Annotated in this window: 18 protein-coding genes; 13 read left to right on the forward strand and 5 right to left on the reverse strand. The window is 73.3% G+C overall.

Annotated elements, in window-relative coordinates; all coding sequences use genetic code 11:
* Positions 1-100 precede the first annotated feature (100 nt).
* Together AB0G15_RS32255 and AB0G15_RS32260 are read right to left on the reverse strand one after the other, a co-directional pair.
* On the reverse strand, positions 101-1,132 hold the full coding sequence (locus AB0G15_RS32255) for a permease (protein WP_362847012.1): 1,032 nt from the start codon (positions 1,130-1,132) through the stop codon (positions 101-103).
* Positions 1,133-1,366: 234 nt separating this feature from the next.
* Positions 1,367-2,641 carry an MFS transporter gene (locus AB0G15_RS32260; RefSeq protein WP_362847014.1) on the reverse strand — a complete coding sequence of 425 codons (1,275 nt, stop codon included), beginning with the start codon at positions 2,639-2,641 and terminating at the stop codon, positions 1,367-1,369.
* Between the two features lie 478 nt (positions 2,642-3,119).
* Between AB0G15_RS32260 and AB0G15_RS32265 the strand changes: the two genes are divergently transcribed.
* The 7 genes from AB0G15_RS32265 to AB0G15_RS32295 all read left to right on the forward strand — a co-directional run bounded on the left by AB0G15_RS32265 (position 3,120) and on the right by AB0G15_RS32295 (position 11,162).
* Positions 3,120-3,944, forward strand: a complete 825-nt coding sequence (locus AB0G15_RS32265) for a hypothetical protein (RefSeq protein WP_362847016.1) — start codon at positions 3,120-3,122, stop codon at positions 3,942-3,944.
* Complete coding sequence (locus tag AB0G15_RS32270) at positions 3,941-5,314, forward strand: CocE/NonD family hydrolase (protein ID WP_362847018.1); 1,374 nt, start codon at positions 3,941-3,943, stop codon at positions 5,312-5,314. The genes AB0G15_RS32265 and AB0G15_RS32270 overlap by 4 nt, the downstream gene beginning before the upstream one ends.
* Positions 5,311-6,786, forward strand: coding sequence for a YcaO-like family protein (locus AB0G15_RS32275; RefSeq protein ID WP_362847020.1), 1,476 nt, complete (start codon positions 5,311-5,313; stop codon positions 6,784-6,786). The genes AB0G15_RS32270 and AB0G15_RS32275 overlap by 4 nt, the downstream gene beginning before the upstream one ends.
* Positions 6,783-8,033, forward strand: coding sequence for a YcaO-like family protein (locus tag AB0G15_RS32280; RefSeq protein WP_362847022.1), 1,251 nt, complete (start codon positions 6,783-6,785; stop codon positions 8,031-8,033). Before AB0G15_RS32275 ends, AB0G15_RS32280 begins: the two co-directional genes overlap by 4 nt.
* A gap of 170 nt (positions 8,034-8,203) precedes the next feature.
* Entirely contained in the window at positions 8,204-9,193 is a 990-nt protein-coding gene (locus tag AB0G15_RS32285; RefSeq protein ID WP_362847024.1) for an ABC transporter substrate-binding protein, read from the forward strand.
* A 200-nt stretch (positions 9,194-9,393) separates the two neighbouring features.
* Positions 9,394-10,389, forward strand: coding sequence for an iron ABC transporter permease (locus AB0G15_RS32290; protein WP_362847026.1), 996 nt, complete (start codon positions 9,394-9,396; stop codon positions 10,387-10,389).
* The gene (locus AB0G15_RS32295; RefSeq protein ID WP_362847028.1) at positions 10,386-11,162 is read left to right on the forward strand and encodes an ABC transporter ATP-binding protein; all 777 of its coding nucleotides are present in this window, start codon (positions 10,386-10,388) and stop codon (positions 11,160-11,162) included. Before AB0G15_RS32290 ends, AB0G15_RS32295 begins: the two co-directional genes overlap by 4 nt.
* A 151-nt stretch (positions 11,163-11,313) precedes the next feature.
* On the opposite strand, the gene rpsR is transcribed toward AB0G15_RS32295, so the two are convergent.
* Complete coding sequence (rpsR, locus tag AB0G15_RS32300; RefSeq protein WP_362847030.1) at positions 11,314-11,538, reverse strand: 30S ribosomal protein S18; 225 nt, start codon at positions 11,536-11,538, stop codon at positions 11,314-11,316.
* Entirely contained in the window at positions 11,535-12,677 is a 1,143-nt protein-coding gene (locus AB0G15_RS32305; protein WP_362847032.1) for a GTP-binding protein, read from the reverse strand. Before AB0G15_RS32305 ends, rpsR begins: the two co-directional genes overlap by 4 nt.
* 121 nt (positions 12,678-12,798) lie before the next feature.
* Here AB0G15_RS32305 and rpmG point away from each other — a divergent pair, with 121 nt between their 5' ends.
* The 5 genes from rpmG to rpmF are packed head-to-tail and all read left to right on the forward strand — an operon-like array spanning position 12,799 to position 13,916.
* Entirely contained in the window at positions 12,799-12,963 is a 165-nt protein-coding gene (rpmG, locus tag AB0G15_RS32310) for a 50S ribosomal protein L33 (RefSeq protein ID WP_362847034.1), read from the forward strand.
* A gap of 4 nt (positions 12,964-12,967) precedes the next feature.
* The gene (locus tag AB0G15_RS32315) at positions 12,968-13,213 is read left to right on the forward strand and encodes a type B 50S ribosomal protein L31 (RefSeq protein ID WP_362847036.1); all 246 of its coding nucleotides are present in this window, start codon (positions 12,968-12,970) and stop codon (positions 13,211-13,213) included.
* A complete protein-coding gene (gene rpmB / locus AB0G15_RS32320; protein ID WP_362847038.1) occupies positions 13,213-13,449 on the forward strand; it encodes a 50S ribosomal protein L28 in 237 nt (78 codons plus the stop codon). The genes AB0G15_RS32315 and rpmB overlap by 1 nt, the downstream gene beginning before the upstream one ends.
* Positions 13,449-13,748, forward strand: a complete 300-nt coding sequence (rpsN, locus tag AB0G15_RS32325) for a 30S ribosomal protein S14 (protein WP_362847040.1) — start codon at positions 13,449-13,451, stop codon at positions 13,746-13,748. Before rpmB ends, rpsN begins: the two co-directional genes overlap by 1 nt.
* Positions 13,749-13,751: 3 nt before the next feature.
* Positions 13,752-13,916, forward strand: coding sequence for a 50S ribosomal protein L32 (gene rpmF / locus AB0G15_RS32330; protein WP_362847042.1), 165 nt, complete (start codon positions 13,752-13,754; stop codon positions 13,914-13,916).
* Positions 13,917-14,198: 282 nt separating this feature from the next.
* Here rpmF and AB0G15_RS32335 read toward each other — a convergent pair whose 3' ends face one another.
* Positions 14,199-14,630, reverse strand: a complete 432-nt coding sequence (locus tag AB0G15_RS32335; protein WP_362847044.1) for a LacI family DNA-binding transcriptional regulator — start codon at positions 14,628-14,630, stop codon at positions 14,199-14,201.
* Between the two features lie 60 nt (positions 14,631-14,690).
* Between AB0G15_RS32335 and AB0G15_RS32340 the strand changes: the two genes are divergently transcribed.
* Positions 14,691-14,843 carry a hypothetical protein gene (locus AB0G15_RS32340; RefSeq protein WP_362847046.1) on the forward strand — a complete coding sequence of 51 codons (153 nt, stop codon included), beginning with the start codon at positions 14,691-14,693 and terminating at the stop codon, positions 14,841-14,843.
* Positions 14,844-14,869: the final 26 nt, after the last annotated feature.

The raw sequence follows: 14,869 nt of genomic DNA on the forward strand, positions 1-14,869 counted from the left end.
GCGAATTCCTTCCATCATGCCGGGGCCCAAGGTCGAGCCGTAGGCGTGCCCGGGGGCGCGGAGCTAAGGGGGCGATGGGGGCGATGGGGCGAGGGCGGCGTCATAGCAGCAGCCAGCCGAACGCGACGCTCACCAGGACGGCGAGGGTGAAGGTCACCGGGACGAACCGCAGGGCGAAGGACCTGCCGAACGTGCCGGCCTGCAGCGCGATCAGCTTCAGGTCGACCATCGGCCCGACCACCAGGAAGGCGAGCTTGGCGGTGGGGGAGAACGCGGTCATCGAGGCGGCCACGAACGCGTCGGCCTCCGAGCAGATCGACAGCAGCACCGCCAGCAACGCCATGACCAGGACGGCGAGCCAGGGCACCTCGGCGATCGCGGTCAGCCACTCGCGGGGGACCGCGACGTTCAGCGTGGCCGCGGCCAGGCCGCCGACGATGAGGAACCCGCCCGCGTGCAGCAGGTCGTGCCGCATCGCCTCACCGAACCGCCCCCATTTCGAGCCGCCGCCGTGCGGCCGGGAGGGGATGCGCAGCCAGTCGGCGCGGCCGAACCGCAGCCAGCACCAGCCGACCAGCACCGCCACGGTCAGGGACGCGCCGAAGCGGGCCAGCACCATCAGCGGCTGCCCGGGGAAGGCGACGGCGGTCGCGACCAGCACGATCGGGTTGATCGCGGGAGAGGCGAGCAGGAACGCCAGCGCGGCGGCCGGGGCCACCCCCCTGGCCATCAGGCCCGACGCGACCGGGACGGACGCGCACTCACACCCCGGCAGCACCGCCCCGGCCATCCCGGCGACCGGCACCGCGGCGGCCGGGTGTTTTGGCAGCGCTTTGGTCCAGAAGGACGCCGGGACGAACGCCGTGATCGCCGCGGACAGCGCCACCCCGAAGACCAGGAACGGCAACGCCTGCACGCAGATCGCCACGAAGATCGTGGCCCACGTCTGCAACGCGGGCGCCGTCAGGTGCGGCGCGAGAGCGAGGCGGCCCACCACCAGCAGGACGACGACGAGCGCGAACCCCCACGGCAGAGAATGACTCGCGGAACCCTCACGTCCCCAGGAGTCAGGGGGAACCGGGCTCTCGTCATCGATCCGCGTGTCCCGCGGGCCGGTTCGAAGCTCAGACATGCGCTTCATCGTGGCAGATCATGGTGGTGTTCCTTTCGCTACCTTGATCGGTAGTTGGGTCCTGTTCTGTGGATTTTCTGACGATGGCGTGACCAGTGAGACGATCACCGGGACGTGAGGTCCGGCATGCCGTTTCCGGGCCCTGTGGCAGGCGGGCCGACACCGCGGACACGGCTGAGCCGGGAGGCTCGCACGGCTTCGGCACGCCTCGCGCTCCGCGGGCGCGGGCGACGGTCAGTGACCGGTTCGCGCCGACCGCGCCACATCTTCGCCTCCTCCCTCGCCGAGGGCGAACGGCCGGACGCGGACGCCCGCGACCAGCCAGGTCCCACCGGCGGCCGCCATGACCAGGCCGAGAACGACGAAGACCACGTTCACGCCCAGCCGGTCGATGAGCATGCCGGTGAGGGCGGACGAGACGCCGAGGCTGAAGGTCGCGGTGGCGCTCCACAAGGAGGTGACCCGCCCGCGGGTCTCGTTCGGCGTCGCGGTCAGCAAGGTGGTCATGGCCGCCGGGCCGTACACCACTTCGGCGGCCGAGACCAGACCCCACAGCGCCAGCGCGGGCAGCACACCCGACGGCAGGCCGAGCAGCATGGTCAGCACGCCCTCGACCAGGCACGACCATCCGATGACCCGGTGGCGCCCACGCGGCCCCATGGCGCGGATCCGGGATGCGGCCGCCACCAGGACCACACCACCCACGGCTCCCTGCACCGCATAGAACCATCCGGTGCCGCCCTCGCCGAGGTCGTGCACGCGCAGCGCCAGGTAGGTCATCGCGGTGATCGCACCGCCCAGCCCGAGGCAGAACAGCGCCTCCAGCCCCAGCAGCGCGGCGATGACGCGGTCGTGCGCGGCCACCGCGACTCCCTCACGCAGGGAGCGCCACCAGCCGTGCGCGGGTGCACCCGCCGACCGGTCGCCGGAGCGGACCGTCGCGGTGAGCGCGGCCGACAGCAGGAAGGACACCGCGTTGACGGCGAAAGCCCACCGCCAGCCCACCGCCGTGACGACGAGACCTCCGGTGACGCCGCCCAGCGCTTGAAAGACCAGGCCGTTGACCTGCACGGCCGCCGCGTACAGGGGATACTCCTGCGGCCGGGCCAGGCTGGGCATCCAGGCGCTGCGGGCGGCCTGGAAGACGAAGCCGGCGGCGGCGGAGGCGAAGGTCAGCGGGTAGACCAGCCAGAGCCGTCCCGTGTCGTCGGCGAGCAGGAACGCGGCGGCGAGCACCGCCATGAGCACGTCGGTCACCAGCATCACGGTGCGCCGGTCGGCCCGGTCGGCCAGTACGCCGCCCCAGACCCCCGCCAGCACGCCCGGCAGGTAGCGCACGGCCAGGGTGAGCCCGGCGGCCAGGCCGGCCCCGCTGTACTCGTAGACCATCGCGAACACCGCGACGGCGGAGAACCACCCGCCGCACACGCTGACGAGGTTGCCGAGCCAGAGCATGCGCAGGTCGCGGTTGCGGACGAGCAGCTCACGCAAAGTGCGCGCGGGTTCCACCTGTGCCCCCCCGACGATCGATTGGTGATGATTTTCATTGCTGGGCCGCCAAAGATCAACCCTTGACTTTGGTTTTCGTTTTCATTACTCCTTGTAGGGACATCACGGACAGCAGGGGCGAACAGGGTGCTGCTGGAACGCGGCGGATCATCGACGCCGGCACCCACGAAGAACTCCTCGCGCGCTGCGAGGCCTGCGAACGTCTCGTGCGCTCCCAGGCGGACACCGCGGTGCTGCCGAGCGGAGCGTCCGAGGCCCCTGTCCCCTATCCACGGAAAGGAGGTGACTCGGCATGACCGTCAAGAAGCTGAAGGTGAAGGCGCGCAACGCGTCCGTCCACTCGTCCAACCACGCCACGGTGGCGCTCGCCAAGGTGGCCTGGCGCTAGTCGCGAGGTGAGACCCCGGGTGCGGGCATGAGCCAACCACGCCCGCACCCGGGTGCGAGGGATGCTACTTCGAAGAAAGGTGCGCTCGCTATGACTTCCGGGCTGGACCGGCCCGCGCGCTGGGCGGCCGGGACCACGTTCGTGCCCACCGGGGACGGGTGGCTGGTCCACGGCCCCGATGAGGACTTCATGGTCGTGCAGGTGCCGCCGCAGGACCGGGCCGCGATGGCGGGACTGATCAGCGGGCAGCTCGGGGTGCGGGCCGCGCTCGAGCGCCTCCCGGCCGCCGCCGACCTGGTCGCCGAACTCACCGCGGCGCCGCAGGACGCAGCCGGCACCGACGCGCCTCCATCGGCGGCCGAGGTCCTCCTGGTGGGCGACGGCCCGCTGCTGGGCCCGCTTTCCCGTCACCTGCGCAAGGCGGGCCTGACCGTACGGCGGGGCGATCCCGGCCAGGACCTCCAGCCGCAGGCCGCGGCCCTGGTCGCCTGCGCCGAGTACCTGCCCGACACGGCCTGGCGGGAACTGGACGTTCGCTGCCGCGATCTGCGGATCGCCTGGCACCGCGGCCACGGCGAGGGCCGCCGCTGGTACGTCGGCCCGTTCACCCCGCCGACCGGCGGCGCCGGGTACGAGGATGTGCGGCTGCGCCGCCTGGCGGCCTGCCCGTGGCCGGAGGAACTGGCCGCCTACTGGGCCTTCCTGGAGGCCGGCGGCCGGCCCGCGGCTCCGGCCGACCCGGCCGGAGCCGAGGTCGCCGCCGCCCTGGTCGCCGCCGACCTGCGCGCCTGGTCGGACGGCACGCCCCCGCCCGGCGACGGACACCAGGTGGGGATCGACCTGGCGGCCGGGGAGATCCGCCGTCACCCCGTGCTGCCGGTACCGCGCGGCCTGATGCGCGAGACGCCCGCGTGAGCGAGGTGCGCACCGGCCTGACGGTGACGGCGTCCGACGGCGCGCGGTTGGTGGCCGACCTGGTCCTGCCGGACCGGCTGCCCGCTCCCGCGGTGGTGATCCGCACGCCCTACGGCGCCTCGGGCTGCCTGCCCGAGGCCCTCTCCCTGGCCGAGGCCGGATTCGCCTGCCTGGTGCAGGACCTGCGGGGCCGCCACCTGTCGGAGGGTGCCTTCACCCCCGGCGCCGACGAGAGCGCCGACGGCCACGCGAGTTTGGACTGGACGGCGGCTCAGCCCTGGTGCGACGGCGAGGTGTTCCTGTACGGCCTGGCCTACGAGGCCTACGCCGCCTGGTGCGCCGCCGGCCACCCCGCGGTCCGCGGGATCGTCAGCCGCCAGCCCTGGCCGCCGATCGGCTCGCCCGCCCTGGACGAGGAGCTGTGGTGGCGCACCGACCTGGGCGCCGGCCGGACGGTGCGCACCGGCCTGTACGACGCGGTCCTGGCCCGCGCACCGCACCTGACCGCGCTGATCCCGGTGGCCGCCGTCGCCGAGGCCTGGCCGGTGGACGTCGGCCCGTGGCCGCCGACACCCAGCACCTACAAGAGCGCGGCCCGGCGCATGGCGCGGGCCGCACGCACCGCCACCGCGCCCAGCCTGCACCTGGGCAGCTGGTACTGCCGGTCGGCGCCGACCACGCTGCGTCAGGCCATGCTGGCACCACGCGCCGAAGCCGTCGTCGGCGGCTGGGCGAGCGCGCTCACCCACCGGCTCCAGCCCGGGTGCGCCCTGCCGGAACCGGCCGGACCACACCCCTTCGCGCTGGCGCTGGAGTGGCTGGGCGGCTTGCGCCGCAGCGGGTGCCTGCTGCTGGGTACCGGCCGCTGGACGGACACCGATCCGATCCCGCCCGGCCGCCCCGGCTGGACCGCCCTGCCGCTCGGTGCGGACGGCATGCGGCTGCGGCACGACCCGGCCGACCCCTGTCCGTCGGCACCGCACTCCGCCGACCTGGCGCCGCTGGGCGACCGCGATGACGTCGTCCGGCTGACCCTGGACGGCCCGTTGTGCTGGCACGGCGCACCCCGCCTCACCGCCGAGGTCACCACCGGCACCGGCACCGAACTGGTCGCCACCCTCGTCCACGAGCGGCCTGATGGCACCGCCACCCGGATGGCCGACGGCACGGCGCCCCTCACGACGGGCACCTCCCGCTGCGAGGTCCGCCTGGCCCCGGCCGCGGCCGAGCTGCCGCCCGGGCACCGGCTCCACCTGGAACTGACCGCCGGGCGCACCCCCCGCTACCCGGCGCCGCGGCGGCGAGCCGAGCTCTCCTTCCGCGACGTGACGCTGCACCTCCCTCGCCCGAGAAAGGAAGTCTTCGCATGACGGACGCAGGCGGCACGCCAGATGTCACGACCGGCGGCGCGGCCGAAAACACGAGGGGTGACACGAGGGACGCCGCCGACCGGCCGGACACGGCACGGCACGGGAACGACCCGCTGACGCTCCTGGCCGACGAGCGCACCGGCCTGATCCGCAGAATCGACCTCCTGGAGCCGGAACCGTGGTGGCCCGACGGGCTCACGATCTGCTCGGCCGAGGTGAGCTCGCCCTACCGGTTGCTGCCCTGGCCGGCCGACCGCGTCTCCACCGGCACCGCGTTCGGCGACCCCGGCCGGGCCGAGATGAGCGCCGTCGGCGAGGCGGTGGAACGCTACTGCGGCAACTTCGTCCCCGCCGGCCTGCTGCGCTCCTCCTACCGGCGCCTGCGCGAACCCGCCCTGGACCCGGCCCGGCTCGCCCTGTACGGCGACGCTCAGCACGCCGAGCCCGGCTTCCCGTTCACCCCGTTCACCGCCGACCTGGAGGTGCTGTGGACCCGGGGGAGGGACCTGAGGGACGGCACGCCCGCCTGGCTGCCCGCCTCCCTCGTCTACGTCAACTACTTCACCCCGCCCCGCGCCGACGAGCCGCCGACCAACTACGCCATGCTCGCAGGCATCGCCGCCGGCCCCTCCGCGCGGGCCGCCCGTACGGCCGCGCTGGAGGAGGTCATCGAACGCGACGCCACGGTCGTGTGGTGGGCCGGCGAGCTGCCCGCCCGGCCCGTCACCGGCGCCGGCCACCCCGCGGCGCCGCTGCTGCCGGAGGCCGAACCCGGCTGGTACCGCGCCGCCGGTGCGAGTGGAAGCTGCCGCTACCGGGTCGTGGCCATCCCCACCGTCTTCGAGGTCGCGGTCGTGGGCGTGCTGCTCGACGACCCGCGGACCGGCATCGCCGTCTTCGGCGTCGCCGCGCGCCCCGATCCCGCCGAGGCCGTGCGCAAGGCGCTGGCCGAGGCCGTCACCCTGCGCCGCTACGCGCTGGGCCTGATCGACCCGGAGGGGGAGATCTGGGCCGCCGCCGCGGCCGGCGTCATCGACGCCCGCATCTTCAAACCCCACCGCGCCGACCGCCGCTACGCCGACGACTACCGGGGCGACTTTCGCGACGTCGTCGATCTGGGCTGCCACAGCCAGCTCTGGCTCGACCCCCGGATGCGCGCGCACCTGGCGCCGATCACCGCCTGCACCGACGCGATCGCCCTGGCCGACCTGCCGCACGTGGACGGCGACGTGCTCGACGGCTACCTCGAGCGGGTCGCCGCCCGGGGACTGGACGCCTATGCGGCCGACCTGACCACCCCCGACATCGCGGCCGCCGGGCTGTCGGTCGCCCGGGTGATCGTGCCCGGCGCCTACTCCAACGCGCCCGCCGCCTTCCCCTTCCTCGGCGGGCACCGCCTGCGCGATGACCCCGCCCGGCTCGGCCTGCGAGCCGCCGACCGGGTCAACCTCGTCCCCCTGCCGCACACATGATCCCCGTCGACTCCCGGACCGGTCTCGTCACCGGCGTGCGCACCGCCCTCCTGCGCGGGCGCCTGCACGTCGCCTTCGCCGACCTCGCCGCCACCGCCGGGTACGGCCTGCCGCTCGGCAACCCCACGGTCTGCGGCGCCTCCTGGCACGATCCCGCCGAGGCCCGCCGCCGCGCCCTGGGGGAGGCGGCCGAACGCCACTGCGGCCACCTCGTCCCCGAAGGGCGGCTGGTGGAGGCCGCCTGGCACGAGCTGGCCCCCGACGCCGTCGACCCGCAGACCCTGGCGCTGTACTCACCCGAACAGATCGCCCGCGACGGGTTCCCCTTCACCGGGCTGGCGCGCGCCGACCGCACCCACTGGGTGCGGGGTGGTCGCCGCGACGGCGCGCCGGTCTGGGTGCCCGCCGCGCTGGCCTGGCTCACCCCCTTCCGCGTACGGTCCCGGCCCGTCGTCCTGCCGGTTTCGGCCGGGATCGCCGCGGGCCCCGACCTCGCCTCCGCGCGCGCCTCGGCACTGGCGGAGGTCGTGGAGCGGCACGCGCTGGCCACCGCCTGGGCCTCGGAGCGCGCTTTCCCGGAACCGGCGGGCGTGCGCCTGCCCCAGGTGCCCGGGGTGCGGCTGAGCGCGCACACCGTGGCGAATTTCCTGGACGCCCCGGTGGTGTTGTGCGTCGCCGAGGACACCGGCGAGGAGTCCGGCGGGACGGTGGGGGTCGGCTGCGCGCTCGTTCCCGGCGCCGCCGACCCGCTGACCGCGGCCGCCTGGAAGGCCGCGGCCGAAGCCGTCCAGTCCCTGGACACCACCGCCCAGCTCGCCGCGGGCGACCTGCCCGAGTGGGAGCGCCCGCACGGCCCGCTCGCCCCCCACCGCCCCGACCGTGCCTTCGCCTCCTCCTACCGGCCCGACTTCGCCGACGTCACCGACGTCACCTGTCACCTGCAGCTCCTGGCCGACCCCTCCTTCCGCGCCCGCGTGCTGACCCGTCTGGCCCGCGGCAGGCCCACGGCACCGGCAGAGCCTGCGGCGGCGGGCCGCTTCGACATGGACGCGGCGCTGACCGCCCGCGGCCTGCAGGCCGTCACGGTGGACCTCACCACCCCCGACGTCGCCGCCTGCGGCCTGGCCGTCGCCCGCGTCATCGTGCCCGGCCTGCGGGCCACGGCCCCGGCCGCCTTCCCCTTCCTGGGCGACGGCGCCGACCCCCTCCCCGGCAGCCCCGACCTGTCGCCGGTGCCCCATGCCTGACCTCGCCCGTCCCGTCCCCCGGACGACCTGCGCCGTGAAGGGTTCGCCGCCTGCCATGCCGCGTCGGCCGACGCCGAACCGCCCGGCGCGATCCTCGACCGGCTCCGGCCGCGCGGCCGCCACGCCGGCCGCCTGAAGAACCCGTACCAGCCCGAAAGAGAGCACCTCCGATGAGACTCATCACCCCTCGCGCGGCCCGGGCCCTGCTCGCCGGAGCCACCGTGCTCGCCGCCGCCGCGTGCGGCCAGACCGCGAGCCCCACCGCGAACACCACCGCCGCCGCACAGGCCACCGCGCAGCCCCTGGCCACCCCGGTGGAGGTGAGCAACTGCGGCGCCACCTACCGCTTCGAGCGTCCGCCGCGGCGCGTCGTCACCTCCAGCACGATCGCCACCGAGATCGTGCTGGCCCTGGGCGCCCGCGACCGGCTGGCCGGCACGGTCGCCCCGGGCGAACTCCTGCCCGAGGTCGCCCCCGCCTTCGAAGGCGTGAACATCATCGCCAAGTCCGCCTTCCCGCCCCCTTCCAAGGAGACGGTCTTCGCCGCCGACCCCGACTTCGTGGTCAGCGGATACGGCGACGACTACGGCCCCAAGGCACTCGGCGACCGGGCACAGCTGCGCAAGGAGGGCGTCAACTCCTACCTGCTGTCGGGCAACTGCCCCGGCCACAAGGCCACCGTCGAGGACACCTACACCGACATCCGCGAGCTGGGCCGCGTCCTCGGCGCCCAGACCACGGCCGAGGACCTGGTGAGCAAACTCGCCGCCGAGGTGGAGGCCGTGAAACCGGTCTCCGGCACCCCCAAGGTGTTCGACTACGCGGGCGGCCTGGAGAAGCCGAGCACCGCCGGGTCCAACGGCCTGATCGACGACCTCATCCGCCGGGCCGGCGGCGAGAACATCTTCCCCGAGGTGACCTCCTACGCGCAGATCTCCTGGGAGGAGCTGGTCAAGCGTGACCCCGACGCCATCGTCGTGGAGGACCAGGCGTTCGAGCCGGCCGACAAGGCGATCGCGTTCCTCACCTCCTACGAGCCGATCAAGGATGTCACCGCGATCAAGGAGAAGCGGTTCATCGTGATCCCGGTCAACGACACCCAGCCCGGCCTGCGCAACGGCCGGGCACTGAAGACGCTCGTCGCCGGATTGGCCAAGTGATCCCTTCGGGGGCGAAGCCCCAGGCTCCGACGCCGGGGACGCCGGGGACGCCGGGGACGCCGGGGACGCCGGGGCCGCAGGGGCCACCGGGCTCCGCCGACCCCTCCGCCGCGGCTTCGAGACAGCGGGGCCCGACGTCCGGCGCGCCGCGACGACCAGCACCGGCCGGCCGCCTGACCTTCCTGGGCACGCTGGCCCTGTTGTCGGCCTTGCTGGGTGTCTCGCTGGTCGCCGCCGTCGGCCTCGGGCCGGTCGCCATCGGTTTCGGCGACGTCGCCCGCATGCTCGGCCACCGGCTGCTGCCCTGGTTCGTGACCGGGGCGCCGGCCGGCCCCCAGGCGGTCATCGTGCTGGACATCCGCTTTCCCCGGGTGCTGCTCGGCGCCGTGGTCGGCGCGGGGCTGGCTCTCGTGGGCGCGGTGCTGCAGGCCGTACTGCGCAACCCGCTGGCCGACCCCTACATCATCGGAGCGAGCTCCGGGGCGTCCCTGGGCGCGGTGCTGGTGATGCTGGCGGGACTGTCCCCGTTCGGGCCGCTGTCCCTACCGCTGTCGGCATTCGCCGGCGCCATGGCCGCCTTCGCGCTGGTCCTGGCGCTGTCACGGCGCGGCGGGCAGCTGGCGCCGACCCGGCTCATCCTCGCCGGCGTCGCGGTCGCCGCGCTCACCGAGGCCGTCACCAGCTACATCGTGCTCACCACCCCGGACAAGGAGGTGCGCTCGGCGCTGTTCTGGACCCTTGGCGGCCTGTCCGGCACCCAGTGGCGCGACGTGGGCGTGCCCGCGCTCATCGTCGCCGCGGCCACCGCCTGGGCCGCCACCCGGGCGAGCCTGCTCAACGCCCTCGTGCTCGGCGACGAGGGCGCCACCGGCCTGGGTGTGGAGGTCGACCGGCTGCGCCTGCGCCTGATCGTCATGTGCGCGCTGGTCATCGGCACGGTCGTCGCGGTGAGCGGAGGCATCGGCTTCGTCGCGCTCATGGTCCCGCACGCCGTACGGCTTGTGCTCGGCGGCGACAACCGCCGCCTGATCCCGCTCGCCGCGCTGACCGGAGCGCTGCTGCTCGTCTGGGTCGACGTGGCGGCCCGCATGCTCAACCAGCCCGACGAGATCCCCATCGGGGTGATCACCGCCGTGCTCGGCTCGCCCTTCTTCCTCATGCTGCTCATCCGCGCCGATCGAAGGGCCCTGCGGTGAACGTCGACATCCGGGACGTCTCCTGGCTTCACGTGCTGCACGACGTCAGCCTCACGGCCGGCTCCGGAGAGGTGACCGGACTGATCGGTCCCAACGGCAGCGGCAAGTCCAGCCTGCTGCGGTGCGTCTACCGCCGGATCCGACCGGACCGCGGCAGGGTTTTGATCGACGGCGCCGACGTGTGGCGGACCCCGCCCCGCCAGGTCGCCCGGCAGATCGCCGTCGTCACCCAGGACGCCCCCGCCGATCTCGACGACGGCGTCGAGCAGATCGTCGCCCTGGGCAGGATCCCCCACCTCGGAGCGCTGGGCCGGCTCTCGGCCGCCGAGCGGGCGCTCATCGCCGAGACGATGGAGCGGTGCGACGTCTCCGCTCTGGCGCACCGGCCGTTCGCGACCCTGTCGGGAGGCGAGCGCCAGCGGGTTCACCTCGCCCGCGCGCTGGTCCAGCAGCCCCGGCTGCTGATCCTCGACGAGCCCACCAACCATCTGGACCTGCGCCATCAGGTCGATCTGCTGCGGCTGGTCCGCACGCTCGGCGTCACCGTCCTGGTGACCCTGCACGACCTCCAGCTCGCGGCCGCCGCCTGCGACCGCCTCGTCGTCCTCGACGGGGGACGCATCGTCGCCGACGGCCCGGTGACCGAAGTGATCACCACAGACCTCCTGCGCGCGGTCTACCGGGTCGAGGCCGAGGTCGGTCACGGGCGCGAGGGCCTGCCTCGGGTCTTCCTGCCGCTGGACCGGCTCACCGAACCGATGCACCCGCTGTGACGGAAGCGGAGACCGGGAGCGCCACGGCGAGCCGGCGACTCACCCCTTCACGCAGCCCGGACAAGTTTCACCGATCTCCTCGATCCGGAAACCTTCGGCAAGGGCGGGCTCCGGAGCCGATGCCGCGACCTCGGTGACCGCCCGGGCGGCGTCAGCCACGGGGGCGGGAGGCGTACGGAAGCAAGGCCATCTCCCGGGCGTTCTTGACGGCCCGGGCGAGCTGCCGCTGCTGCTGGACGGTGACGCCGGTGACGCGGCGGCTACGGATCTTTCCGCGGTCGGAGATGAACCTGCGCAGCAGGTCGGTGTCCTTGTAGTCGACGTGGCCCATCCCGTGCAGCGGGTTGATCCTCTTGCGGGGCGTGCGGGCTTTCATGCGATCTCCTCCAGGTCAAGGATGTGGGCGAACGGGTCGTCGTAGCCGGTCCAGGCGTCAGAGCCGGCCAGCGTCTCCTCCTGGGTGAGCAGGCAGGAGTCGAGCAGGGCGTGCAGGCGTTCACGGTCGAGGTCGGGGCCGGTGAAGACCAGGTGCTGTACCCGGTCGCCGGTGATGTCGTTCCAGTCGAGGGCGGCGGCGCTGCGGCGGGCGGGGGAGACCATGTCCCAGGCGGCTTCGGGAAGGGCGGCGAGCCATGGGCCGGCGTCCTCGACCGAGACGACGCCGGCGACCGCGTCCCAGGCCAGCAGGCGCTCGTGGCGGGTGGCCAGCCAGAACCGGCCGCGGGAGCGGACCGAGGTGGTGGCCAGCTCGTCCACGGCGTCGAAAAGGCGGGCCGGATGCAGCGGGCGCAGCCGATGCCAGACCACGGTGGTGACCTCTTCGGTGCGGGCGTCGACGGGAAGCTGGGCGGTGGCCGGGTCGACGCGCTCGGCCAGCGTGCCGGTGCACAGGGCGGCGCCGCTCACCTCGGGCAGGGCGCCGACACCGAAGAGGGGGGTGACGGGCGCGAGGTGGCCGAGCACGGCGCGGGCCAGCTCGTCGTCCCCGTCGTCACCGCCGTGCAGGACCAGGCCGGTGGCGTACTCGATCTGGCGGGCCAGCACCTCGGCCAGGTGGCGCTCGTCGCCGCGGGCCGCCGGCTGGCCGGTCTCGGTGAGGCGGTCACCGCGGGTGATGTCGATCGGCATGTGCTCGGCGTCCAGCGCGGTGAGCACCGATGTCAGGCGCAGTGTGTCGCGGGCCTGCTCGGAGTCGATCGCCTCTGCCACCGGCCGGGGTTCGACCGAGTCCCACAGGTCCACCACCAGCAGGCGGGCGGTGGCGGCGTACCGGATGAGCTGGGGGAGCAGGTCCTCGCGGACGGTGCAGGTGACGCAGCCGTGCGCGAGGCGTATTTCGGCTAGGTCGAGGACGCCGCCGTGGTCGCGGACGAGGCGCTCGACGCGGCCGGTGGTCACCGAGCGCAGGTCGTGGTGGACGGCGACGGCGCCGGGGTGGTCGTGCAGCAGCCGGTCGACGGCGGCGGTGCGGGCCTGGGCGTGCAGGCCCGCGACGAGGACGACGGGGGTGGACACGGGATCTCCTTTGCGGGTGCGGGCGGGGTGGCGCTCCCGGCGCCGCGGGCGGACACCGGTTGACGGAATGAAAACCGTTCCCATTATCATTGCATGTCTCGGCCGCTTGAGAGGAACCCCTATGGCCAGAAACGAGCTCCGCCCCGTGATCAAACTCAGATCCGGCGCGGGCACCGGCTACACCTACGTCACCCGCAAGAACCGGCGCAACGATCCCGACCGCCTCACCCTGCGCAAGTACGACCCGATCATCCGCCGGCACGTGCCCTTCCGAGAGGAGCGATGACCCCGTGAAGAAGGGCATCCACCCCGACTACCGCCCCGTGGTGTTCCGCGATCCCAGCGCGGACTTCGCGTTCCTGACCCGATCCACCATGACCAGCACCAAGACCATCGAGTGGGAGGACGGCAACACCTACCCCGTCGTCGACGTCGACGTCTCCTCGGCCAGTCACCCCTTCTACACCGGCCGCAGCCGCGTACTGGACACCGCCGGTCGCGTCGAGCGCTTCAACCAGCGCTACGGGAGGAACTGATGTCGGCCCGCTGCCAGCTGACCGGCACCGCACCGGTGTTCGGCAACAACGTCTCCCACTCCCACCGGCGCACCCGCCGCCGCTGGAACCCCAACATCCAGCACCGCCGCTACTGGCTGCCGAGCGAGAACCGCTCCGTGCGGCTCACGCTCAGCGCCAGGGCGGTCAAGACCGTTGACAAGATCGGCGTCGAGGCGGCCGTGGCCCGCATCCGCGCACGAGGGGGAAAGGTCTGATGGCCAAGAAAAGCAAGATCGCGGCCAACGAGCGCCGCAAGACGATCGTCGCCCGCCACGCCACGCGCCGGGCAGAGCTCAAAGAGATCGTCCGCACCGGCACCCCCGAACAGCGGGAGGCGGCCGTACGGGCACTGGCCCGCCAGCCGCGCGACGCCTCCGCCACCCGGGTGCGCAACCGCGACTCCGTCGACGGCCGCCCCCGCGGGCACCTGGGCAAGTTCGGCCTGTCGCGCATTCGCTTCCGCGAGATGGCCCACCGCGGCGAACTGCCCGGCGTCACGAAGGCGAGCTGGTGAGCCGTGGCCGTCCCCAAGCGCAGAGCCTCCCGCAGCAACACCCGCCACCGCCGCTCCCAGTGGAAGGCGAACGCCCCCGGCCTGGTGCCGCTCACCGTGAACGGGCGAGAACTACTGGTGCCCCGCCGCCTGGTTCGCGCCTACCGGCGCGGACTCCTCACCCCCTGACCGCCCCTGACCTGTGACGGTGCAACCGCCCGGACGGCACGGACGCGGCTTGCCGTGATCGGGGACGTGTTCGTCCACGCACTCGCCGGATCCGCCCGGCCACCCTGCTGGTCCCGGGCCGCGGCCCGGGACCGCTGTCAGCACGGGTGGCCGGGCGGCTGCCGTCGGCGCAGCGCACCACGGCGTTCCTGCGAAGCGACCGTCTTGTCCTGTAATAAATCTACATTGTAAAGGCGTCGTTACGAGGTTCAAGATCATTTACATTTACAATGGACTGAAGACTCATCGACTACGAACACGGACGAACGGGATGCCGTGTACCCGCTCGCCGGCGAGGTGGTCGTGTCTGGCCATGGTCGAGGCGATCACCAGTCCTCGGACACGGCGTTCCAGCAGTGTGTCGGTGAGCTGGCGCTCCCATTCGGGGTTTTCCTCGGTGCTGGCGGTGATGAGCTGCAGGCCGTTCATCCGTAGTTCTCGCTCCAGCCCGCTGGCCAGCCGCGAGTAGAAGGGGTTGGCCAGGTCGCCGCTGATCAGGCCGACGAGTGTGGAGGCCTTGGCGCCGCGACGGAGGTCGCGAGCGACTCCGTTGGGGCGGTAGCCGAGCTGGTCTGCGGCCTCGTGTACCCGCTGGCGGGTTTTGGCCGCCACGTATCCTTCACCGCTCAGTGCTCTTGACGCCGTTTTCGCCGATACTCCCGACAGTGCGGCCACCTGGGTCAGACTAGGGCGACCACCCCTGGGGGCGGCACATCAGCTGTCATACGACGGATTATGACATCGGCGCCGGTCGGCCTGGAGAGCAAGGCGGTGGCCGTGACCGGTGACCGGCCTGTGGACGAGGCGGTCATCGGTGCCGCGGTGGACGAGGCCGGCTACGAACTCAAGGGCCTGAGCATCTACGCGGCCCCTTCCGGCCCACGGTGAAACGCCGTTGATCCTGCCAAGGGCAC

Source organism: Streptosporangium sp. NPDC023825 (assembly GCF_040639575.1).
Taxonomy (GTDB): domain Bacteria; phylum Actinomycetota; class Actinomycetes; order Streptosporangiales; family Streptosporangiaceae; genus Streptosporangium.

Bases quoted from the DNA above. Each gene is read 5' to 3' on its own strand.
- AB0G15_RS32275 (WP_362847020.1), top strand. From the start codon at position 5,311: ATGACGGACGCAGGCGGCACGCCAGATGTCACGACCGGCGGCGCGGCC.
- rpsR (WP_362847030.1), bottom strand. From the start codon at position 11,538: ATGAAAGCCCGCACGCCCCGCAAGAGGATCAACCCGCTGCACGGGATG.
- AB0G15_RS32255 (WP_362847012.1), bottom strand. From the start codon at position 1,132: ATGTCTGAGCTTCGAACCGGCCCGCGGGACACGCGGATCGATGACGAG.
- AB0G15_RS32340 (WP_362847046.1), top strand. From the start codon at position 14,691: ATGACATCGGCGCCGGTCGGCCTGGAGAGCAAGGCGGTGGCCGTGACC.
- rpmB (WP_362847038.1), top strand. From the start codon at position 13,213: ATGTCGGCCCGCTGCCAGCTGACCGGCACCGCACCGGTGTTCGGCAAC.
- rpmG (WP_362847034.1), top strand. From the start codon at position 12,799: ATGGCCAGAAACGAGCTCCGCCCCGTGATCAAACTCAGATCCGGCGCG.
- AB0G15_RS32265 (WP_362847016.1), top strand. From the start codon at position 3,120: ATGACTTCCGGGCTGGACCGGCCCGCGCGCTGGGCGGCCGGGACCACG.
- AB0G15_RS32285 (WP_362847024.1), top strand. From the start codon at position 8,204: ATGAGACTCATCACCCCTCGCGCGGCCCGGGCCCTGCTCGCCGGAGCC.
- rpsN (WP_362847040.1), top strand. From the start codon at position 13,449: ATGGCCAAGAAAAGCAAGATCGCGGCCAACGAGCGCCGCAAGACGATC.
- AB0G15_RS32280 (WP_362847022.1), top strand. From the start codon at position 6,783: ATGATCCCCGTCGACTCCCGGACCGGTCTCGTCACCGGCGTGCGCACC.